The organism is Acinetobacter sp. 766875 (assembly GCF_000582055.1).
Classification (GTDB): domain Bacteria; phylum Pseudomonadota; class Gammaproteobacteria; order Pseudomonadales; family Moraxellaceae; genus Acinetobacter; species Acinetobacter nosocomialis.
On record NZ_JEXX01000030.1, the window covers coordinates 24,789 to 44,915 of the forward strand.

Sequence of the window (20,127 nt, forward strand, 5' to 3'; positions counted from 1 at the left end):
AGATATGGCTCAAACAGCCTCTAAAAAATGGCTAGGCGTAGGCCTAGTCGTTGTAGTCCTTTTTGTTGCTTTATTCTTATGGAATAAACATCGTCAAAGTGGCTCAAATGAACTTGTGATTGGCATTAGTCCACCATTTGCAAAACCTTTACAAGCTGCTGCCGATGAAGCAAAAAAACAAGGTTTAAATGTAAAACTGGTTGAGTTTTCTGACTGGAATACCCCAAACATTACCTTAAATCATGGGGATATTGATGCGAACTTTTTCCAGCATCAACCTTTCTTAGACAATGCAATTAAAGAAACTGGCTTTAAATTAAAGGCATTTGCAGTGGGTGCAGCGTCACATGTGGGACTGTATTCAAAGAAGTATAAAAGCTTAGAGGAATTGCCACAAAACGCACGTGTAGTCATTCCAAATGATCCGGTCAATCAAGGTCGTGCGCTACTACTTTTACAGCAAGCTAAATTAATTACGCTTAAAGATTCAAACAATCATTTATCTGCACTTAAAGATGTTGTTTCGAACCCTAAAAACTTGCAATTCATTGAGGTTGAAGGGCCACAGACTGCCCGTGCGATTGATGATGTTGACTTGGCTTTTGGCTATCCACATTACTTACGCTTAGCAAAAACAGCTGATCCTAATAGTGCACTTTTACTTGATGACAATACCAATAAGCGTTATGCCATTTTGTTTGTAGTGCGTGATGACTATCAAGATAAGGGAGACAAATTAAAGAAATTTGTTGAGATCTATCAAAACTCGCCAAAAGTTAAAGCTGTGTTAGACGCTGAAATTGGGCCAAAACTTTGGTTCCCTGGCTGGAAGTAATAACGGAAAGATTATGGCGATTCAGTTCAAACAGCATAAGCCTTGGTTACTCGGAATTACGATTTTAATCGTAGTTCTGGGCCTCGTCGGTTATCGTTATATTAAAAATAAACAAACCGATGATGTTTTAACGATTGGTATTAGCCCGCCTTATGCTGAGCTATTACAAAGCGTTGCCAATGAAGTAGAAAAGCAAGGCGTTCATGTCAAGCTTGTTGAGTTTTCTGATTGGCGGGCACCAAACGTTGCCGTACAAAACGGTGATATTGATGCAAACTTTTTCCAGCAAAGCGTATTTCTACGTAATGCTGTTAAAGAAACGGGCTATGACTTACATGCATTTGGTGTGGGTTCAGGAAGTCATGTCGGTTTATATTCAAAAAAATATAAATCACTTGCAGAATTACCTTCAAAAGCACGTGTAGCTATTCCAAATGATCCGGTCAATTTAGCCCGCGCTTTAATTTTATTGCACCGTGCAGGTTTAATTCAGCTTAAAGATATAAATAATGAACTTTCAACAACCCAAGACATTATTGCTAATCCTAAACAGCTGAGCTTTGTTGAAGTTGAAGGCCCTCAAACCGCACATGCATATAATGATGTCGATTTAATTTTCGGCTTCCCCCACTACTTAAAAATGGCAAAGGTAACCGATCCACATAGCGCATTATTTTTAGATCCAATCGATAAAAAATATGCAATTTTGTTTGTGACCCGTCGCGATTACCAAGACAAAAACCAAAAACTTGCAACCTTTGTTAAAGCATTCCAGAACTCAAAACAAGCACAAGACATTCTGGATAAAGACTTTGGTAAAGGTTTGTGGTTTCAAGGCTGGAAATAAGGAGAATGGCAATGGTGAGTTTTGGATCACAAGTTGATTTTTCTCTACCTCATATCAAAATTCGTGGTTTAAATAAGTTTTACCAATCTCAAGGTCAAAAACTGCATGCGTTAAAAGAGATTAACCTTGATATCCCACAAGGTAAGATTTTAGGCATTATTGGTAAAAGTGGTGCGGGAAAATCTTCCTTACTTCGCACATTAAATGGTTTAGAACAAGTAAATACTGGCAGCATTCATATTCATCAACAAAATATTGCTGAATTGAGTCATGCTGAACTCATTCAAACCCGCCAGCGCATTGGAATGATTTTTCAACATTTCAATTTGATGTCTGCAAAAACGGTCTGGGAAAATGTGGCATTGCCCTTAAAAGTTTCCAATTACAACAAAGCAGATATCGACCAACGTGTAAATGAAGTTCTAGCACTCGTAGGTCTTGCAGATAAGTCTGGCTACTACCCAGCACAACTTTCGGGCGGACAAAAGCAGCGTGTCGGTATTGCACGTGCACTTGTTCACCACCCTGAAATTTTACTATGTGACGAGGCGACCTCAGCACTCGACCCTGAAAGTACTGCCACTATTTTGGCTTTACTTAAAAAGATTAATCAGGAACTAGGCCTCACCATTGTATTAATTACTCACGAAATGCAAGTGATTCGAGAAATTTGTGATCAAGTCGTTGTGATTGATCAAGGTGAGATTGTAGAGGCTGGACAGGTTTGGTCGGTATTTTCACGACCAGAACAACAAATTACTCAAGAACTGTTAAACCTTGAGCAGATTACCCTGCCTTTTAAAATCAGTCCTCTACCGGATGAAAATTCGACTCATATAATCCTAAAACTGAAATATGAGGCGGAAGCACATCAGGTTCCGGATATTCAAGAACTCCTTGCTAAATTTAAAGCACCAGTCAATTTATATCAAAGTCAGGTCGATACCATTCAAGGGCACATTATTGGTTCACTTTTAGTCGGTATTCCTAACGTAGAAATTGATCTTTCATCTATACAACAAGATGCATTAACAGCAAATGCACAATTTGAGGTACTTGGCTATGCAAGACCAGCTCATTGATTTATTAATTACTGGAACTGTAGATACCTTACTCATGGTAGGCGCATCTGCATTCATTGCCTTTTTAATTGGCTTACCTATCGCTGTTATTTTAGTCAGCACTTCTGAACATGGCATTCACCCGTCGCAAAAGATTAATCAGTCTTTGGGTTGGGTCATCAATATCACTCGCTCAGTACCTTTTCTTATTTTAATGGTTGCACTTATTCCGCTTACTCGCTGGATTGTGGGTACAAGTTATGGGGTTTGGGCAGCCGTTGTTCCGCTGACTATTGCTGCAATTCCCTTTTTTGCGCGTATTGCAGAAGTCAGCTTACGTGAAGTCGATCAAGGCTTAATTGAAGCAGCACAAGCCATGGGTTGTAACCGTAAACAAATTATTTGGCATGTACTTTTACCAGAGGCTTTGCCGGGTATTGTGGCAGGCTTTACAGTGACTATTGTGACCATGATTAACTCATCTGCGATTGCTGGTGCTATTGGTGCGGGTGGCTTAGGAGACATTGCTTATCGTTATGGCTATCAACGTTTTGATATGCAAATTATGTTGGCTGTAATTTTAGTGCTCATTGTTTTAGTCATGTTAGTACAAGCGACTGGCGATGGATTAGCCCAGCAACTTGATAAACGTAAAGTTTAAAAGCAATACACCCCTGCTCTAGCCATGACTTTGTCATGGCTTTCATGTAAAATCAGCGACAATTTTTAATTTACACATTTGTGAGTGGTTTTCATGGGTTTTAATTGCGGTATTGTTGGTCTGCCAAACGTAGGGAAATCTACCCTTTTCAATGCATTAACGAAAGCAGCGATTGCAGCGGAAAACTTCCCTTTCTGTACCATTGAACCAAACACAGGTATTGTTCCTGTACCAGATCCACGTTTAGACAAACTTGCTGCGATTGTTAAACCACAGCGTATTTTGCCAACTACAATGGAATTTGTGGACATTGCAGGTCTTGTTGCTGGTGCCTCAAAAGGTGAAGGCTTAGGTAACCAGTTCCTTGCTAACATTCGTGAAACTGATGCGATTGCTCATGTTGTACGTTGCTTCGAAGATGAAAACGTCATTCACGTAAATGGTAAAATTGATCCGTTAGACGACATTGCAACTATTAATACTGAACTTGCACTTGCAGACCTTGAAACTGTTGCTAAAGCAATATTACGCTTAACTAAAGTAGCTAAAGGCGGTGACAAAGAAGCTGTAGCAACTAAAGCAGTTTTAGAAAAAATTCAACCGTTGCTTGACGAAGGTAAACCAGCTCGTGCAGCTGATTTATCTGATGACGAGCGTAAATTAGTTCGTGGTTTTGGTTTAATGACTTTAAAACCAACTATGTATATTGCAAACGTTGCAGAAGATGGTTTTGAAAACAACCCACACTTAGAAGCAGTTAAAAAACTTGCGGCTGAAGAAAACGCTATCGTTGTTCCTCTTTGCAACCAGATTGAAGCTGAAATTTCATTATTAGAAGATGAAGATCGTGCTGAGTTCTTAGAAGCAATGGGTATGGAAGAACCTGGCTTAAACGTGGTTATTCGTGCAGGTTATGCGCTTTTAGGTTTACAAACTTATTTCACTGCTGGTGTACAAGAAGTTCGTGCATGGACAGTAAAAGTTGGTGCAACCGCTCCTCAAGCAGCTGGTGTGATTCATACCGACTTTGAAAAAGGCTTTATCCGTGCTGAAGTTGTTGCATACGATGACTTCGTACAATACAACGGTGAGAACGGCGCTAAAGAAGCTGGTAAATGGCGTTTAGAAGGTAAAACTTACGTTGTTCAAGACGGCGATGTTATGCACTTCCGTTTTAACGTTTAAGTTAAAGCTAAAAAAGCCCCACTATCTTGGGGCTTTTTTTTTATTTAATGACTTAAATCCATCGCCTCTCGTTTACTACGAGCCTCTTGTAGAATACGCGCATGCAAAGGCTTTCTAAAACCTAGCATAAATATAAATTCTGCCAATACAAATAATGGCCCTATGGCAAGTCCAATCACATCATCAACAAAAGCTGGTTTTTTCTTTTCGAAATAATGCCCAACAAACTGAAAGACCCAACCCACCACAAAGAAACCGATACTTGCCACTAACCATTGTCCTAAGGATAATTGAGCAATTTGGCTCGCCAGTGGATACACAGCGGCTAAAAGAATCAGCATAATTACGCCAAAAACTTTATCTAGAAATAAATAATAAATTGAGCTTATTGCAATCAACACTATGGCTAAAGTGAGTTTAAAACTGTAAATGTCTAGTCCAGCTCTTGCTGTTAAACATAAAATTGAAAATACAATAAGCGGAATACCAACAAAGTGCGTCAAAATATTTTGATGATTTAAATGATAAGCCGCATATTGGCTCAGTTTCTGTTCCAGATTTGACATAAGTTATTCCCTATTCACCTAACTATAGCCATACTGTACAAATAAGGAAAATTTAAAGTTGTCAGCTATTTGACAAAGTAATGAATTTTTTCATGGATGGGCTGATATTGGATCTTATTTATATTAACCGATTAAAAGAAAACACATGGTTTAGTGTGCTTCCGGAAGCATTCCAAAAGTTTATTCTAGAACATGGCAAACAAATTACTTTTGAGAAAAACAGCTATGTTTTCCACGCTAAAGATAAGTTTAATGGGATCTATACCGTCCTTGAAGGCTCAATTAGTTTAGGTTATGTCGATGTAAATGGTAATGAAGCACTTTCTGCAATTGCTGAGCCGATTATGTGGTTCGGTGAAATATCTTTAATTGACCATGAACCACGTTCGCACGATGCGATTGCTTTGAAAAAAAGTACAGTTCTACATATTCCTGCAAAACCATTAAATGAGCTACTCAAGGACAATCCGTATTATTGGTATTATTTTGCGCGCTTAACCAGTCAAAAACTCAGGTACGTTTTTTTAGAACAGATTGCCATACAAACACGCAGTCTTTCTCAAAGACTTGCTCAACGTCTTTTATTTATTTTAGAGGGTTACGGCAATCATCTTATTGTCCAAGAAAGACAAATTCATATTTCTCAAGACCAATTAGCTAATATGCTAACCGTCTCAAGACAAACCATTAATCATGAATTAAACCTTTTAGATAAACAAAATATTATTAAAATTTCGTTTAGAAAAATTGAGATTTTAGATATGGAAAAATTAAATTTAATTGCAAAATCGCATACTTAAAGGCGCTATATAATAAAAACTTAAAATTAAATTAAAAAATCAGATAACACTGCAAAATAAAACATTGTTCAAACTCTATTTCACAAAATAAGTATTCCAAAACAGAAATTTTCATCTTACACTCAAACTGAGCAATAATACTCAACAAGGCGCTGATTAACATGAAAAAATTATCAACAATTCTTACAGCTGGCGTATTGGCAATGTTAAGTGTTTCGGCATTTGCATGTCCAAAAGGAACTCAACTCCAAGGAGGAACTGGACCACATCATAAAGGCGGTAAATGTGTTGCTGTAAGCGGCAAGACTACTGCTCAAAAAGCAAAAAAAGAAGCTGAAAAAACAAAAACAGATGTTAAAAAAGATATGAATGAGCAGAAACATGCTGCAATGACTAGCGCAACTCACGCTAAACAAGAAGCAAATCAAGCTACTCATCAAATGAAACAAGATGCTGTAAAAACTGCGAACACTGCTAAAACCGCAACAAAACCATAATTAATATTGATTAATTTATGGATATAAAAAGGCGAGATTTAAAATCTCGCTTTTTTATATGTAGTCTCTTTATTTCGGAGATGTATTTCCTAAATTAGGATTATCAATCGCGTCCTTACATTGCTGCTTATCACGCTCATAATCAGCCTGTTTTTGAGCAACAGAATTTGCATTTTCCACAGTTTCTCTCGCCCACACATCTAAACTGGTTAAGGCTTTGCGGCAAAGCGCATATTTTCCTTCAGTGACCGAATCCGTCATTTTCACATTAATACGCCAATCCGTACTGAGCTGACGCAGTGGTTTACGAACTTTATCATTTATCTGACTAAGCTGTTTTCCATAGACTAAAGGATCAACGGTATTAATGAGTGTCCATGCTTTGTTTGCATAGGCCGTTGCATCATTGGTTAATTTCGGCGCTGGTTTAATTTCAACTTTTTTATCCGTGCTCTGATTTCCATTATCACAGCCTTGCAATATAAATACGCTCGCACTCAGGATGGCGATATAAACTAAACGAGTTTTTGACTTGAACATATCAAACTGCCGAATTAAACATTTCGGCACTATGCTATTAAATTCGGCTACAATACTCAATCTTTCAAGTTTTTATAATTGGTTTACTGCCAAGGTGTCTTGTGTCAAATCAACAACAGATGGCTGCTCAAACAGCAACTTTTTGGCAGGGTGCCAAAGATAGTCAAGCCATCGTACTTACTTATTTACCGGTTTCTTTTGCCTTTGGCGTTTCTGCATCTCAATTTGGTTTTAGCCCATGGGAAGCATTTTTTCTTTCATGTTCAATGTATGCAGGTGCTAGCCAATTTTTAGTGGTGGCACTTTTGGCAAGTGGCTCCTCTATTTGGCTAACTGCCCTGACGGTTATTGCTCTTGATATTCGCCATGTACTTTATGGGCCTGCTCTTTATAATTTAATTCCCACTAAATTAAATTTAAAGAAGACAGCCGTTTGGGCTTGGGGTTTAACGGACGAAGTTTTTGCCAGTGGTATGATCCAACTTTCACAGCGCAGACAACAATGGTCCGAGTCTTGGATGTTGGGCTTAAGTCTATTTAGCTGGATGTCTTGGGCAAGTGGTTCATTATTAGGCGGGTTATTTGCAGATCAAGTCGCACACCTTCCAAAGTTTTTACAAGCAGCTTTAGATTTCTTATTACCTGCTTTATTTTTAAGTTTTTTATTAGCGGCATTTGAACGAAAGCATAGCCTTGTAGTTGCTGTATCGTTAGTGGTTTCAGCTTTAGCATGTTATTGGATTAACTTATCAGCAGCTATCTTTATTGGTATTTTTTCAGGCATTTTAGCGGGTCTATTTAAACATTATGTGCTGAAACAATTTGATGAGGTTGAAACTTAATATGAACCTAGAAATTATTTTGGTCGGCATTATTGTGGGTATCGCTAATTTTGCTTCACGCTTCGGACCATTTTTCGTAATACAAAAACTACAGGGCAACCAACAAAGACGCGGCTCAATCTGGTTAAAAATCGCTTTAGGAAGTATTGGTATATCTGCAATTAGCGCCATGCTTGTGGTTGCAACCCTTCCACCTTTACTTGAAACCCCAAATAAGAGCTTAGCAATGCTTATCGGTTTTATGGTTCTAGCTGGTCTTTATTTTAAATTTAAGAAAATTGTTCCTGCCACCTTAACAGCCGCAATCGTTTATGGCCTTATCTATACTTATTTACCTTTATAAATAGATAAACTGATCAACCTTATATAATATATAAATGCTAGAAGTGATTAAGAATAATAACTTCTAGCATAAAAACTCATTTTTGAAATTTATTAAAAGATAAATCCATCTAGCGATTAGAGATAAAAATGTCACAAGTTAAAATTTATGCAAATGAACGAACCATTATTCAGTATCGCGAACTGCTCTCTCATGCGATCCATCAAGCACTTATTGAAGAATTGAAGTATCCCGTCGAGAAAAGATTCCAAAGGTTTTTTAGCCTTAAACCAGAAAACTTTATTTATCCTTCAGATCGAAGCCAGCACTACGTTATTATTGAACTTTCAATGTTTACTGGCCGAAGCACCGAAACCAAGAAAAGATTAATCCAAACCTTATTTCGTAATATTGAACAGTATTGCCGAATTACTCCTCAAGACATTGAAATCACAATTTTCGAAACCCCTAAAGAAAATAGGGGTATCCGTGGTCAAAACGCAGATGAATTACATTTAAATTATCAAGTTAACGTTTAAAAACGACTTACCTCATTGTCTGACAAAATTCATCTTTTTATGCGTTATAAGGCTTAACTCCACCATAAGTTCTGCTATGCTTAAAAAAATAATTTTGTCAGGATGATTCGCATGAGCGTGACACTCGGTACCCCACTTCAATCTTCTGCATTTAAAGTTTTATTGTTAGGTTCAGGAGAGCTTGGCAAAGAAGTTGTAATTTCCCTACAACGCCTTGGTGTCGAAGTACATGCAGCCGACCGTTATGATCACGCACTAGCTATGCAAGTTGCACATTTTTCTTATGTGTTAAACATGGCTGACCCTACTCAATTAAAACAGCTCATTGAAAAAGTTAAACCGAATTTAATTGTTCCAGAAATTGAAGCGATTGCGACAGAAGTTTTGCTTGAGATTGAAGCTAACCAAACAGCAACTGTCATTCCTTCTGCTAAAGCTGTAAACCTCACCATGAACCGTGAAGGTATTCGCCGACTTGCTGCTGAAGAGCTTGGTTTACCTACTTCTGCTTATCGTTTTGCTGACTCTTTAGAAAGTTTCCGCGCAGCTTGTGATGATATTGGTTATCCGAACTTTGTAAAACCAGTCATGTCATCTTCAGGTAAAGGTCAGTCTCGCGTAAAAAGTTTCGATGAAGTCGACGCGGCTTGGGAATATGCAATGCAAGGTGGTCGTGTTAACCAAGGCACTGTCATTATTGAATCTCAAATTGATTTTGATTTTGAAATTACCTTACTTACTGTTCGTGCTAAAAACCCTGAAACCGGTGAAATTGAAACTCACTACTGTGACCCAATTGGTCACCGCCAAGATGCAGGCGACTATGTAGAAAGCTGGCAACCACAACCAATGACACCTGCTGCACTTGAAGAAGCAAAACGTATTGCAAATAAAGTGACAACAGCACTTGGTGGCTGTGGTATTTTTGGTGTAGAACTGTTTATCAAGGGTGATAAAGTTTGGTTCAGTGAAGTTTCCCCTCGTCCACACGACACAGGACTTGTAACTTTAGCGTCTCAGTATCAAAGTGAATTTGAATTACATGCCCGTGCCATTTTAGGTTTACCTGTAAACACAGCACGTCACAGTGTTGCCGCAAGTGCCGTAATTTATGCTGGAGTTGATGCTAATAATTTAAGTTATAGCAATCTGAATGTAGCCTTAGCTCACCCAGATACTGACTTACGTTTATTTGGCAAACCTGAAGGTTTCAAACGTCGCCGTATGGGTGTGGCAACGGCTCGTGCTGAAAATACTGATCTTGCCCGTACTTTAGCGAAAGAAACCGCTGATCAAGTAAGCGTTCAAACAAATTCTTAATTTTTACTTATTGGTAGACCCATTTTCATGATCAATACATCGCCATTGTTGAACTATGTCTCAAGTCATCATGATATTAAAGCCATTAATCAGTGGCGAACGGATGTAGAAAAACAGTTGCAAGATTCATATGAAAATGGGCAATCTATTCGTGAAATTATTAAAGCTCGTTCAGATTTAGTTGATGAAGCACTTATCTTTTTATGGAAACATGCTGAACTTGATCAGACTGAATTGGGTCTTTTTGCTGTAGGTGGTTATGGGCGCCGCGAAATGCTGCCCTATTCCGACGTCGATATCATGATCCTATCAGAACATGAAATTAACGAAGAAAATGAAAAACGCATCTCTACTTTTATTTCTTCTTTATGGGATGTGGGAAACTTTAAACCCGGCATTAGCGTTCGTACCATTCAAAGCTGTGTTGAACAAGCCGCTACCGATTTAACCGTTGCAACCACTTTAATTGAAGCACGTTTAATAACAGGTAATACTCAACTTGCAAGATGGCCTCGCCGCATTGTTTCACAAACATGGACAGATAAAACCTTTTATGACGCAAAAATGGCAGAACAAGCCAAGCGTTACCACCAACACAACAATACTGAAAGTAATTTAGAACCTGACATTAAAAATGCACCAGGTGGTATTCGTGATATTAACCAGATTGGTTGGATTGCTAAACGCCACTTCCGTGTAAACCGTATTTATGACTTAGTACATTTAGGCTTTATTTCAGAATTTGAATTGGGTGTTTTAGAAGAAGCAGAAAGTTTTCTTTGGGAAATCCGTCACCACTTACACCGTTTAGCCAAACGTGATGAAAACCGTTTGCTTTTCGATCACCAGAGGGAAATTGCCGCTAAATTTGGATATGTGCGTCAAGAAGGCCAACCTGTCAATTACGGCGTTGAGCAGTTCATGAAACGTTACTATCGTACGGCACAACAGGTTTCAACACTGAATGAAATGTTGCTGGCATATTTTAGCGAATCGGTAATTACCCCTCGACTCCCCAACTATGAACGCAAAATTGAAGTTGTTAACGATCATTTTAAAATTGTCGATAATAAACTTGCCGTACAGCATCATAAAATATTTGCAGAACATCCAAGTGCGATTTTAGAGTTGTTCTATATTTTAGCGAATCGACCAGATATCGAAGGTATTCGTGCTCGAACTTTGCGCTTACTTATTCTTGCAGCAAAAAGAATTAACCAAAGTTACCGTAATAACCCAGAAAACCAAGCACTGTTTATGTCGATTATTCGCTCACCGTATCGTCTATACGATACCTTAGTTGCGATGAAACGTTATGGTGTTTTAGGAAACTATATTCCTGCTTTTGGGGAAATTATGGGTCTTATGCAATATGACCTATTCCATATCTATACGGTCGATGCTCACACCTTATTACTACTACGTAATTTAAATCGTTTTAGAGAACCTGAATTTGCCAAAGAGTTCCCTGTGGTAAGCTCAGTTTTCCAACGTCTTGCCCGTCAAGATATTGTCTTTATTGCTGCATTATTCCATGACATTGCAAAAGGCCGTGGTGGTGACCATAGTGAACTTGGTGCAGAAGATGCAATCGAGTTTGGACGTGCACATGGCTTTACAGAGCGTGAATGCAAATTAATTGCATGGCTGATTCAAAACCATTTACTCATGTCACTCACAGCTCAGAAAAAAGATATTTCTGATCCGGATGTCGTGAAAGATTTTGCAGAAAAACTTGGCGATATGGAGCATCTCGATTATCTCTATACTTTGACGGTTGCCGATATTAATGCGACAAATCCAAAACTTTGGAATACATGGCGCGCATCACTTATGCGTCAGCTTTATACCCATGCCCGTGATGTAATCCGTACTGGTTTAGGTCGTCCTGTTGACTATCAAATGCTGATTGAAGACACCAAATTTGCAGCAAGTGAATTACTTGTAAATAACTTTGCATTGGCTGATGTCGAAAAAGTATGGCAAGAACTTGGTGATGAATACTTCATTAAAGAGTCGGCAGACGAAATTGCATGGCACACACAAGCAATTTTAAAACATGGCGATAATCCGGAGCCATTAGTCCTCTTGCGTGCTCACCGTAAAGCAGCTCAGGATGCTGTGCAAATCTTTATTTATACACGCGATCAACCTAATCTCTTTGCCACAACCGTTGCTGTTTTAGACCGAATGAACCTAGACGTTCAAGATGCAAAAATTATCACGGCAAGTACAGCATTTAGCTTAGACACTTATGTTGTACTCGATCGTTTCGGTACATTACTTACCGACCCAGAACGCGAAGAAACCGTTAAAAATGCATTAGTGAAGGCACTTAGCCAACCAGATCAATACCCGGGGCTAATGCAACGCCGTATTCCACGTCAATTACGTCACTTCGATATCGAAAATACAGTCGACGTTACATTGAATGAAGCTCTACAGCAAAACATGGTCGAAATTTCAACACTTGACCATCCTGGCCTACTTGCACGTGTAGGTGGTTTATTTATGATGCAAGGTTTAGATATCCATTCAGCCCGAATCGCAACTTTAGGTGAACGTGCCGAAGATATTTTCTTTGTCACCAAAAAAGATGGAAAACCGCTGAATAACGAAGAGGTCAAACTCTTCTCGGAAAAACTGAAAGCTGCATTAGATGAAGCATCTAATCAAATTTGTCAGCACTGAAACTCAACTACTTGGTAACTGTTTAATGAACTCTAGCTTGTCGTTATTACATCCGTATCCATTTGAAAAGTTAAACCAACTTTTTAAGGATACTACTCCTGCTAACCTTCCCTTGATTCCACTATCAATTGGTGAACCTAAGCATCCAGCACCAGAGTTTGTTAAACAGGCTATTATTGATAACTTTAATCATCTATCCACTTATCCAAACAGCAAAGGCTTACCTGAGCTTCGCCAAAGCATTGCAGATTGGTTAACTAAGCGCTTTAAACTTAACAGCATTAATGCTGAAAACCACATTTTGCCAGTATCTGGTACACGTGAAGGGATTTTCTCTTTTGTTCAAGCTTTGATTAACCGTGAAGATGCACCCTATGTGGTGATGCCAAATCCGTTTTATCAAATTTATGAAGGTGCTGCTTTACTCGCAGGTGCAAAGCCATACTTTATTAATTGCACAGAAGAAAATGGCTATTTAGGTGACTTTGACGCGGTACCAGCAGAAGTTTGGGAAAAGACAGCGCTTCTTTTTGTATGTACACCGGGTAACCCAACAGGTACTGTACTTTCTAAAGAGCAATTTAAAAAGCTGATTGCCCTATCTGATCAATATAATTTTGTTATTGCTTCTGATGAATGCTATTCAGAACTTTGGTTTGACCAAGCCCCTACAGGTTTATTAGAAGTTTGTGCTGAACTTGGACGTGATGACTACAAAAACTGTATCGTCTTCCATTCACTTTCAAAACGTTCAAACTTACCGGGTATGCGCTCAGGTTTTGTAGCTGGTGATGCTGATTTATTAAAACCATATTTGCAATACCGTACCTATCACGGTGCAGCAATGCCTGTTCAACATCAACTTGCATCAATTGCAGCATGGAATGATGAAGATCATGTTGAAGAAAACCGTAAACAATATCGTGCAAAATTTGACTTATTCCAATCTGAATTAGGCCATTTACTGCCATTACAAAAACCTGATGCTGGTTTTTACTATTGGCTAAAAGTTGATAATGATGAAATTTTTGCCAAGATGCTCATGGAAAAAGCACACATTAAAGTTCTACCGGGTCGTTATCTATCTCGTGATACCGAACAAGGTAACCCTGGAGCCAACCATGTACGTATGGCTTTAGTAGCAGATTTAGCACAATGTGAAGAAGTAGTTAAGCGTTTAAAAGCAGTTCTTTAAGTCTCTTCTTAGCAGTTGTACAGCCTTTTACTCAGGTTGTACAACTGGGCTATAACACTATTTATAGGTAATCAAAAGCACAGCAAAAATAATAAAAGCAATACTAGAACAATAGTATAAACCTGTCGCAGAGCGTTTAATTTTGTCTAAAACCCGCCCCTGAGCAAGTAATCCAATCAGCAGAATATTCCAACCAAGAACAACTCCAACCATCCATACACTCATGAGCAGTTTTTGAATTAAGCTAAACTTATATTGTATAAGCAGCATCAAACTACTATAAAACATAATGTTTTTAGGATTTAGAAGACTAGACTGCACACCTAACATTAAACTTTTAATTTTGTTTTTCTTAAGGTTGGCTTGACCACTTAAATTATTGTCTTCAGTTGAAAAAGATAAAACACTAGATCTGGCTGCCTTAAAGCAAAGAACACTCAAATAAACTAAATAAGCTGCACCAAGCCATTTCAATAATGTAAGAATGCTACTGCTCAAATCTCCAAGCAGCATAAAACCAAACAAACATGCAGCTAAAATTAAAGCATTTCCGAAAGTAATGCCCAAAACAACACCATAGGTATAACGGCGCCCTTTTTGCAAAAGACTAGTGAGAATTAAAAAGAAATCTGGACCCGGTGATAACAGTGCCAAAAAATGAGTAAATGCAATAATTAAAAAAACTTCCATAACAGCGTCATCTATAAAACGGTCTGGAAAATCTTAAAAATAGAGCTAAACAATTTCTTGTAAATTATTGCGCGGCTGCAAGCTGGAACTGCCGAGGGGTTACCCCTGTATGTGCTTTGAAAGCTTTATGAAAATGGCTTTGATCGCTAAAACCTAAGTTGACGGCTAGCTCTGCGAGTGAAATTCCCTGTTTAAGGAGTTCTCGAGCTTGGTTAATTTTTAAATTTATTTGAAAAGCATGTGGTGTTAGACCGACATTTGCTTTAAATAACCGTATGATCGCATAACGGCTCAGACCAATCTGCTGGGCAAGTACCTCTAAAGAAATAAAATCCTCAGAAGAGGTAATTACATTAACTAAATCTAGAAAATCTCTATATAAGTACTGCGGTTTTTGTATTTCTTCTAAAATAAAATGAGGCAATAATAAATCTATAAGACAATCAAAAAGCGCCTGTTCCTTTTCAAGAATTAGCTTTTGCGTATCAAAAAGTGTCTTATTCATTTCAGTAAAAGCTTTGTATAAAGTTTCATCTTTTATAATGATCGGCTTATGCTGTGGCAGATGCAAATCAAAACCTTGCTGTTGAAACTCTGAATATAACTGGCTTAACCAAGTCAGATCTAAATGCAGCATTTGGTAACTCCAAGCCATATTTGGCTTAGGATTACAAGAATGCTCAATATGGGCGGGCACAATAACTAAAGTACCCGCGGAGATCTCTTGCGCAGTGCTAAAAGAACTTTTAAAAATACTATTCCCTTCGTCTACAGCACCAATTGAAAATGTTGGATGGCTATGAGACTTATAACATGTTCGGCTAAAACACGACCTTCGAGTTTCAACATATGGCATTCGCCGATCTTGCCAAAACTCGAAAGGTTGAGGAATAGCGTTCATTGAATCGATTAGCCCGCTAATGCTTTTTCAATATCGGCTTCCAATGCCTCTGGTTTAGTTGTAGGTGCATAACGATTTAAAACTGAACCATCTTTGCCAACCAAAAACTTGGTAAAGTTCCATTTAATACTACTACTTCCCAAAATTCCTTTTGCTTCACGTGTTAAATATCTAAAAATCACATGAGCTTCAGGCCCTTTCACATCGACTTTGGCAAACATAGGGAATTTCACCCCATAATTTCGCTGGCAGAAAGCCCCGATTTCTTTATTATTTCCTGGATCTTGCCCACCAAACTGATTGCAGGGAAAACCTAAAACTTCCAAACCTTGATCTTTATATTTTTCATAAAGTTTTTCGAGGCCCGCAAACTGTGGAGTAAAACCACATTTACTGGCAGTATTTACAATTAATAAAACTTTACCTTTGTAATCAGCAAATTGCTTAATATCACCTTCTAACAATTCAGCTTCAAACTGATAAATGTTACTCATGGATAAGTTTCCTCGTCATTTTTTTCTTGTGTTTTAAGTTGTAATGATGCCGAGTTCACACAGTAGCGTAAACCTGTCGGCTGTGGTCCATCTTCAAAAACATGCCCAAGATGGGCTTCGCAATCATGACAAACAATTTCAGTTCTGACCATACCATGTGTTAAATCTTCATGTTCATCAATAACAGTTCCATTTACTGGGCGAAAGAAGCTTGGCCAACCGCAACCGCTATCGTATTTTGCATCTGACGAGAACAATTCCGCGCCACAACAACGACAAACATAAGTACCGTGCTGCTTAGTATTCCAGTATTGCCCCGTAAAAGCTGGTTCAGTGCCCTTTTGTCGTGTTATCCGATATTCTTCTGGTGATAACTCTCTTTGCCATTCCCGGTCTGTTTTATTAACTTTTCCCATGACATGCACCTTTTATTCTGATGTAAACATAAATTGATAATCGTATTTTATATTTACGCCATTCATCAAAAAAACACTAGTCTCTGAACGTAAAATTTGTTGGAATTTAATCATCTAAGCAATAGGAAGCAAAAAGTAAGCAAATTACAAAAACAAAAGTAAGCATATTTATGCTTTATTTTCTTTCAAGGAAGCAAAGATGGTGCTATTCTTGTTTGGCACGGTTGTATAGGACAAAACATGTCTCAGAAAAAAAGTGTGCTTTTCCAGCAACTATTACCAGTTATCAAAGAGTATCAGCAATCGGGTTTTACCCATGAAAAAATTGTTGAATTACTAAAAGATCAACATGATCTAAATTTGGTAACGGTTAAAACATTTAAAAGTTATTTATACCGATATGCAAAAGTGAACCCAGCTATGTCTAAAAATACTGCTACTCTCCAATCCATGCCAACTTCTCGGGAAATTAAGAAATCATCGAAGCTTGAGCATGTTTGCTATGACATTCGCGGACCAGTATTACGAGCCGCCAATGAAATGGAAGAGCAAGGACATAAAATCATTAAGCTGAATATCGGCAACCCTGCCCCATTTGGCTTTGAAGCACCACAAGAAATTATTAATGATGTTGCTTTAAACCTACCAAATGCAATTGGCTATGTAGATTCAAAAGGTATCTTTCCGGCACGTAAAGCAATCTGCCAGTACTACCAGCAAAAAGGCATCTTAAATATGCACGTTAATGACGTGTATATCGGTAATGGTGTATCTGAACTCATTGTCATGGCTATGCAAGGCCTACTCGATGATGGTGATGAAATGCTCATTCCGATGCCGGACTATCCGCTTTGGACAGCTGCCGTTAACCTGTCAGGCGGTACAGCCATTCATTATAAGTGTGATGAAGAAAACAGTTGGTATCCTGATATTGCCGATATTGAAAGTAAAATTACTTCAAACACTCGTGGTATTGTCATTATCAATCCGAACAACCCAACTGGTTCGGTATATCCACGTCATGTGCTTGAGCAAATTGTGGCACTTGCAAAGAAACATGACCTGATTTTATTTGCTGACGAAATTTACGACAAAATTGTTTATGACGGAATTGAGCACGTTTCGGTTGCCTCTTTAGCTGGCGATCAGTTATGTATTTCGTTCAATGGTTTATCAAAAGCTTATCGTATTGCTGGTTTCCGCTCAGGTTGGATGGCAATCACAGGCGATAGAAGTCGTGCGGCAGACTATATTGAAGGCTTAGATATGTTAGCTTCTATGCGTTTATGCGCAAACGTACAAGCTCAATATGCAATTCAAACTGCGCTTGGCGGCTATCAATCCATTAATGACTTAATCCGCCCGGGTGGTCGTTTATATGAACAGCGCAATATCGCATGGGAAATGTTAAATGAAATTCCTGGGGTAAGCTGTGTAAAACCAGAAGGTGCAATGTATTGTTTCCCACGACTTGATCCTAATATTTACCCAATCGAAGATGATGAAAAGTTAATGTTAGATTTACTTCGCGCCGAAAAAGTACTTTTGGTACAAGGAACGGGATTTAACTGGCCAACACCAGATCATTTCAGGGTTGTTTTCTTACCTGCAGAAAATGAATTACGCGAAGCAATTGGTCGCTTAGGTCGTTTCTTAGCAAATCGCCGTTAAAAAATGCATAATTAAAAAAGGCATCTAATTAAGATGCCTTTTTTATTTTTATACCATTTATGCAGGTAGTTAAAAACTTACCCACTTCATTTTAAGCATACTTAAAAAACAACTTAGCATATTGATTCAAATATATTTTTTATAAAACAAATTCATTTTAGTCTCTTCTTAAAAAGAAAATAATATTTTTTACCATTCGATTAAATTCTTATATTTTTCCTGTATTTCTCTTCTCGCTATTATGCAAAAAATGCATGAGTTGATATTTTTTTGCATTTCACACTGCTTCAAAATCGAGCAACAATCCCTTTCCATAACAACATCACCATATTCGATTCGGTTAACACTGATGCAGATTTAGGAAGATGAAATCAGTTAATGGACCGAACTGAACTTACAAGGAAAGCTTTTCAATCATCTCTAGCCCATCTAAAAGATGATTGAACCCAAAGGATAGAGGTTCATATGAAGCAAAAGAAATTGCTCAAGTATATTGTGGTTGCTATTTTATTAGGAGTATTGACAGGTTGGATCTGTCACCACTTCTTTAATGAAGGTGAGCAACTGAAGCAAATCGCTTCTTATTTCAATATCGTCACAGATATCTTTTTACGTCTCATCAAAATGATTATTGCACCACTGGTATTTGCCACAATTGTGTCTGGCATTGTATCTATGGGTAAATCAACTTCTATTGGTAGTATCACGCTTAAGTCAATGACTTGGTTTATTACTGCGTCATTTGTATCGCTTGCAATCGGTATGGGTTTAGTCAATTTTTTTCAACCCGGCGCGGCATTAAATTTAGTATTACCAACAGCTCAAGAACTCAGTAGCGCTTCTCTCCCAGCGACTACTGGCTTTACACTACAGTCATTTTTAAGCCATGTTTTTCCACGCAGTATTGCAGAAGCCATGGCGAACAATGATATTTTACAAGTGCTTGTTTTTGCTATTTTCTTTGGTTCAGCACTCGCATATGTCAATCAGGGTAAAGAAAAAGACTCCGTTATTATTCGCCTAACAGATGAACTCAGTAAAATTATGTTCCGTATTACTGATTACGTCATGAAATTTGCACCTATAGCAGTTTTTGCAGCAATTGCTTCTGCAATTACAGTACAAGGTTTAGGATTAATTGTTGACTACGGAATTTTAATTGCAGAATTCTACTTTGGGCTTTTATTACTCTGGGTTGTTTTATTCTCGGTGGGTGCAATCGTACTGAAAAAAGATATCTTCCGTTTAGGCAAGTTAATTCGTGAGCCTGTAACCCTTGCTTTTGCTACAGCTTCTAGTGAATCAGCTTATCCTAAAGTTATGGACGCCCTAAATAAGTTCGGTGTGCCTAAAAAAGTGACGAGCTTCGTTTTACCTTTAGGTTATTCATTTAACCTAGATGGTTCAATGATGTATACCACCTTTGCGGTACTCTTTATTGCTCAGGCTTACCACATTGATTTGAGCTTTACCCAGCAAATCTTAATTTTGTTAACTCTTATGGTAACAAGTAAAGGTATTGCAGGTGTTTCGAGAGCTTCTATTGTTGTAATTTCAGCAACACTCACGATGTTCCATTTGCCTGAAGCTGGCATTTTGTTATTGCTTGGAATTGACCAATTCTTAGATATGGGCCGCACCGCTACAAATGTGGTTGGTAATAGTATTGCTACCGCAGTTGTGGCAAAACTTGAAGGTGACAAAGTTGCTGATATTGAAGAGTCGCCAGAACCTGTATTAATTAAAACAACACAAGAACAAACGATCGCTTAAGTTTCTCTTTTCTCCCACTCTCCCAACTAAAGAGCAATTTTATATGACCAATAAAATTGCTCTTTTTTTTATTCTAAAATTAAACAATAAAAATTTACCGACATTTTTATATTAAATAATGAACTCAATAATAGGTTTTAGTTCCTATTAAATTTCTTAATTTTAAACCTTAAAAAAAGAATAAAAACCAAACAATCAAAATTTATATCTTTAAAAATATAGATCAAATGCTTACTTTTTAATTCAATTTATTGTTTATTATTTATATTAAATAACTGAAA

General features: G+C 37.9%; 21 protein-coding genes. 15 read left to right on the forward strand and 6 right to left on the reverse strand.

Annotation, left to right across the window (positions count from 1 at the left end; translation table 11 throughout):
- Window positions 1–4: 4 nt before the first annotated feature.
- The 5 genes from J576_RS17875 to ychF all read left to right on the forward strand — a co-directional run bounded on the left by J576_RS17875 (window position 5) and on the right by ychF (window position 4,589).
- Window positions 5–835, forward strand: a complete 831-nt coding sequence (locus J576_RS17875) for a MetQ/NlpA family ABC transporter substrate-binding protein (protein WP_002050216.1) — start codon at window positions 5–7, stop codon at window positions 833–835.
- Between the two features lie 13 nt (window positions 836–848).
- Window positions 849–1,682 (forward strand): MetQ/NlpA family ABC transporter substrate-binding protein, encoded by an 834-nt coding sequence (locus J576_RS17880; protein ID WP_002049825.1) that lies wholly within the window; start codon window positions 849–851, stop codon window positions 1,680–1,682.
- 5 nt (window positions 1,683–1,687) lie between these two features.
- Complete coding sequence (locus tag J576_RS17885; protein ID WP_081400924.1) at window positions 1,688–2,764, forward strand: methionine ABC transporter ATP-binding protein; 1,077 nt, start codon at window positions 1,688–1,690, stop codon at window positions 2,762–2,764.
- Window positions 2,745–3,404 (forward strand): methionine ABC transporter permease, encoded by a 660-nt coding sequence (locus J576_RS17890; protein WP_002049866.1) that lies wholly within the window; start codon window positions 2,745–2,747, stop codon window positions 3,402–3,404. The genes J576_RS17885 and J576_RS17890 overlap by 20 nt, the downstream gene beginning before the upstream one ends.
- 93 nt (window positions 3,405–3,497) lie before the next feature.
- Window positions 3,498–4,589, forward strand: a complete 1,092-nt coding sequence (gene ychF, locus J576_RS17895; RefSeq protein ID WP_002050104.1) for a redox-regulated ATPase YchF — start codon at window positions 3,498–3,500, stop codon at window positions 4,587–4,589.
- 44 nt (window positions 4,590–4,633) lie between these two features.
- Here ychF and J576_RS17900 read toward each other — a convergent pair whose 3' ends face one another.
- Complete coding sequence (locus tag J576_RS17900) at window positions 4,634–5,155, reverse strand: Mpo1 family 2-hydroxy fatty acid dioxygenase (RefSeq protein WP_002050001.1); 522 nt, start codon at window positions 5,153–5,155, stop codon at window positions 4,634–4,636.
- Window positions 5,156–5,247: 92 nt separating this feature from the next.
- Between J576_RS17900 and J576_RS17905 the strand changes: the two genes are divergently transcribed.
- Both J576_RS17905 and J576_RS17910 read left to right on the forward strand, forming a co-directional pair.
- Window positions 5,248–5,955, forward strand: a complete 708-nt coding sequence (locus tag J576_RS17905; protein ID WP_002049813.1) for a Crp/Fnr family transcriptional regulator — start codon at window positions 5,248–5,250, stop codon at window positions 5,953–5,955.
- Window positions 5,956–6,116: 161 nt separating this feature from the next.
- On the forward strand, window positions 6,117–6,452 hold the full coding sequence (locus J576_RS17910) for a hypothetical protein (RefSeq protein ID WP_002050113.1): 336 nt from the start codon (window positions 6,117–6,119) through the stop codon (window positions 6,450–6,452).
- A gap of 69 nt (window positions 6,453–6,521) precedes the next feature.
- Here the strand turns inward: J576_RS17910 and J576_RS17915 are convergent, their stop codons facing one another.
- A complete protein-coding gene (locus J576_RS17915) occupies window positions 6,522–6,992 on the reverse strand; it encodes a hypothetical protein (RefSeq protein ID WP_002050258.1) in 471 nt (156 codons plus the stop codon).
- Between the two features lie 119 nt (window positions 6,993–7,111).
- On the opposite strand from J576_RS17915, the gene J576_RS17920 reads away from it, so the two are divergent.
- The 6 genes from J576_RS17920 (at window position 7,112) to dapC (ending at window position 13,901) form a co-directional block, all read left to right on the forward strand.
- Window positions 7,112–7,834 carry an AzlC family ABC transporter permease gene (locus J576_RS17920; RefSeq protein ID WP_081400922.1) on the forward strand — a complete coding sequence of 241 codons (723 nt, stop codon included), beginning with the start codon at window positions 7,112–7,114 and terminating at the stop codon, window positions 7,832–7,834.
- 1 nt (window position 7,835) lies between these two features.
- Window positions 7,836–8,177 carry an L-valine transporter subunit YgaH gene (gene ygaH / locus J576_RS17925; RefSeq protein ID WP_001047284.1) on the forward strand — a complete coding sequence of 114 codons (342 nt, stop codon included), beginning with the start codon at window positions 7,836–7,838 and terminating at the stop codon, window positions 8,175–8,177.
- 128 nt (window positions 8,178–8,305) lie between these two features.
- A complete protein-coding gene (locus J576_RS17930; RefSeq protein ID WP_002050082.1) occupies window positions 8,306–8,695 on the forward strand; it encodes a tautomerase family protein in 390 nt (129 codons plus the stop codon).
- A gap of 102 nt (window positions 8,696–8,797) precedes the next feature.
- Window positions 8,798–10,015 (forward strand): formate-dependent phosphoribosylglycinamide formyltransferase, encoded by a 1,218-nt coding sequence (gene purT, locus J576_RS17935; RefSeq protein WP_081404079.1) that lies wholly within the window; start codon window positions 8,798–8,800, stop codon window positions 10,013–10,015.
- 27 nt (window positions 10,016–10,042) lie between these two features.
- Window positions 10,043–12,706 (forward strand): [protein-PII] uridylyltransferase, encoded by a 2,664-nt coding sequence (glnD, locus tag J576_RS17940; protein WP_002050009.1) that lies wholly within the window; start codon window positions 10,043–10,045, stop codon window positions 12,704–12,706.
- A 25-nt stretch (window positions 12,707–12,731) separates the two neighbouring features.
- Window positions 12,732–13,901 carry a succinyldiaminopimelate transaminase gene (dapC, locus tag J576_RS17945; protein WP_002050207.1) on the forward strand — a complete coding sequence of 390 codons (1,170 nt, stop codon included), beginning with the start codon at window positions 12,732–12,734 and terminating at the stop codon, window positions 13,899–13,901.
- A gap of 57 nt (window positions 13,902–13,958) precedes the next feature.
- Here dapC and J576_RS17950 read toward each other — a convergent pair whose 3' ends face one another.
- The 4 genes from J576_RS17950 to msrB form a co-directional block, all read right to left on the reverse strand.
- A complete protein-coding gene (locus J576_RS17950; RefSeq protein WP_002049799.1) occupies window positions 13,959–14,591 on the reverse strand; it encodes a LysE family translocator in 633 nt (210 codons plus the stop codon).
- A gap of 64 nt (window positions 14,592–14,655) precedes the next feature.
- Window positions 14,656–15,501, reverse strand: a complete 846-nt coding sequence (locus J576_RS17955; RefSeq protein WP_025467801.1) for an AraC family transcriptional regulator — start codon at window positions 15,499–15,501, stop codon at window positions 14,656–14,658.
- Window positions 15,501–15,986, reverse strand: a complete 486-nt coding sequence (locus tag J576_RS17960; protein ID WP_002050111.1) for a glutathione peroxidase — start codon at window positions 15,984–15,986, stop codon at window positions 15,501–15,503. The genes J576_RS17955 and J576_RS17960 overlap by 1 nt, the downstream gene beginning before the upstream one ends.
- Complete coding sequence (gene msrB / locus J576_RS17965) at window positions 15,983–16,402, reverse strand: peptide-methionine (R)-S-oxide reductase MsrB (RefSeq protein WP_002050224.1); 420 nt, start codon at window positions 16,400–16,402, stop codon at window positions 15,983–15,985. The genes J576_RS17960 and msrB overlap by 4 nt, the downstream gene beginning before the upstream one ends.
- A gap of 240 nt (window positions 16,403–16,642) precedes the next feature.
- On the opposite strand from msrB, the gene J576_RS17970 reads away from it, so the two are divergent.
- Together J576_RS17970 and J576_RS17975 are read left to right on the forward strand one after the other, a co-directional pair.
- On the forward strand, window positions 16,643–18,073 hold the full coding sequence (locus tag J576_RS17970; RefSeq protein ID WP_002049850.1) for a pyridoxal phosphate-dependent aminotransferase: 1,431 nt from the start codon (window positions 16,643–16,645) through the stop codon (window positions 18,071–18,073).
- Window positions 18,074–18,538: 465 nt separating this feature from the next.
- Window positions 18,539–19,846 carry a dicarboxylate/amino acid:cation symporter gene (locus J576_RS17975; protein ID WP_002049955.1) on the forward strand — a complete coding sequence of 436 codons (1,308 nt, stop codon included), beginning with the start codon at window positions 18,539–18,541 and terminating at the stop codon, window positions 19,844–19,846.
- Window positions 19,847–20,127 lie beyond the last annotated feature (281 nt).

What these genes read in the sequence shown, in the direction of transcription:
- J576_RS17970 (WP_002049850.1), top strand. Translation starts at nt 16,643, where the DNA reads ATGTCTCAGAAAAAAAGTGTGCTTTTCCAGCAACTATTACCAGTTATC.
- J576_RS17890 (WP_002049866.1), top strand. Translation starts at nt 2,745, where the DNA reads ATGCAAGACCAGCTCATTGATTTATTAATTACTGGAACTGTAGATACC.
- dapC (WP_002050207.1), top strand. Translation starts at nt 12,732, where the DNA reads ATGAACTCTAGCTTGTCGTTATTACATCCGTATCCATTTGAAAAGTTA.
- J576_RS17920 (WP_081400922.1), top strand. Translation starts at nt 7,112, where the DNA reads ATGGCTGCTCAAACAGCAACTTTTTGGCAGGGTGCCAAAGATAGTCAA.
- J576_RS17960 (WP_002050111.1), bottom strand. Translation starts at nt 15,986, where the DNA reads ATGAGTAACATTTATCAGTTTGAAGCTGAATTGTTAGAAGGTGATATT.
- J576_RS17915 (WP_002050258.1), bottom strand. Translation starts at nt 6,992, where the DNA reads ATGTTCAAGTCAAAAACTCGTTTAGTTTATATCGCCATCCTGAGTGCG.
- msrB (WP_002050224.1), bottom strand. Translation starts at nt 16,402, where the DNA reads ATGGGAAAAGTTAATAAAACAGACCGGGAATGGCAAAGAGAGTTATCA.
- ychF (WP_002050104.1), top strand. Translation starts at nt 3,498, where the DNA reads ATGGGTTTTAATTGCGGTATTGTTGGTCTGCCAAACGTAGGGAAATCT.
- J576_RS17930 (WP_002050082.1), top strand. Translation starts at nt 8,306, where the DNA reads ATGTCACAAGTTAAAATTTATGCAAATGAACGAACCATTATTCAGTAT.
- J576_RS17900 (WP_002050001.1), bottom strand. Translation starts at nt 5,155, where the DNA reads ATGTCAAATCTGGAACAGAAACTGAGCCAATATGCGGCTTATCATTTA.
- J576_RS17875 (WP_002050216.1), top strand. Translation starts at nt 5, where the DNA reads ATGGCTCAAACAGCCTCTAAAAAATGGCTAGGCGTAGGCCTAGTCGTT.
- ygaH (WP_001047284.1), top strand. Translation starts at nt 7,836, where the DNA reads ATGAACCTAGAAATTATTTTGGTCGGCATTATTGTGGGTATCGCTAAT.
- J576_RS17910 (WP_002050113.1), top strand. Translation starts at nt 6,117, where the DNA reads ATGAAAAAATTATCAACAATTCTTACAGCTGGCGTATTGGCAATGTTA.
- glnD (WP_002050009.1), top strand. Translation starts at nt 10,043, where the DNA reads ATGATCAATACATCGCCATTGTTGAACTATGTCTCAAGTCATCATGAT.
- purT (WP_081404079.1), top strand. Translation starts at nt 8,798, where the DNA reads ATGATTCGCATGAGCGTGACACTCGGTACCCCACTTCAATCTTCTGCA.
- J576_RS17885 (WP_081400924.1), top strand. Translation starts at nt 1,688, where the DNA reads ATGGCAATGGTGAGTTTTGGATCACAAGTTGATTTTTCTCTACCTCAT.
- J576_RS17880 (WP_002049825.1), top strand. Translation starts at nt 849, where the DNA reads ATGGCGATTCAGTTCAAACAGCATAAGCCTTGGTTACTCGGAATTACG.
- J576_RS17975 (WP_002049955.1), top strand. Translation starts at nt 18,539, where the DNA reads ATGAAGCAAAAGAAATTGCTCAAGTATATTGTGGTTGCTATTTTATTA.
- J576_RS17950 (WP_002049799.1), bottom strand. Translation starts at nt 14,591, where the DNA reads ATGGAAGTTTTTTTAATTATTGCATTTACTCATTTTTTGGCACTGTTA.
- J576_RS17905 (WP_002049813.1), top strand. Translation starts at nt 5,248, where the DNA reads ATGGATGGGCTGATATTGGATCTTATTTATATTAACCGATTAAAAGAA.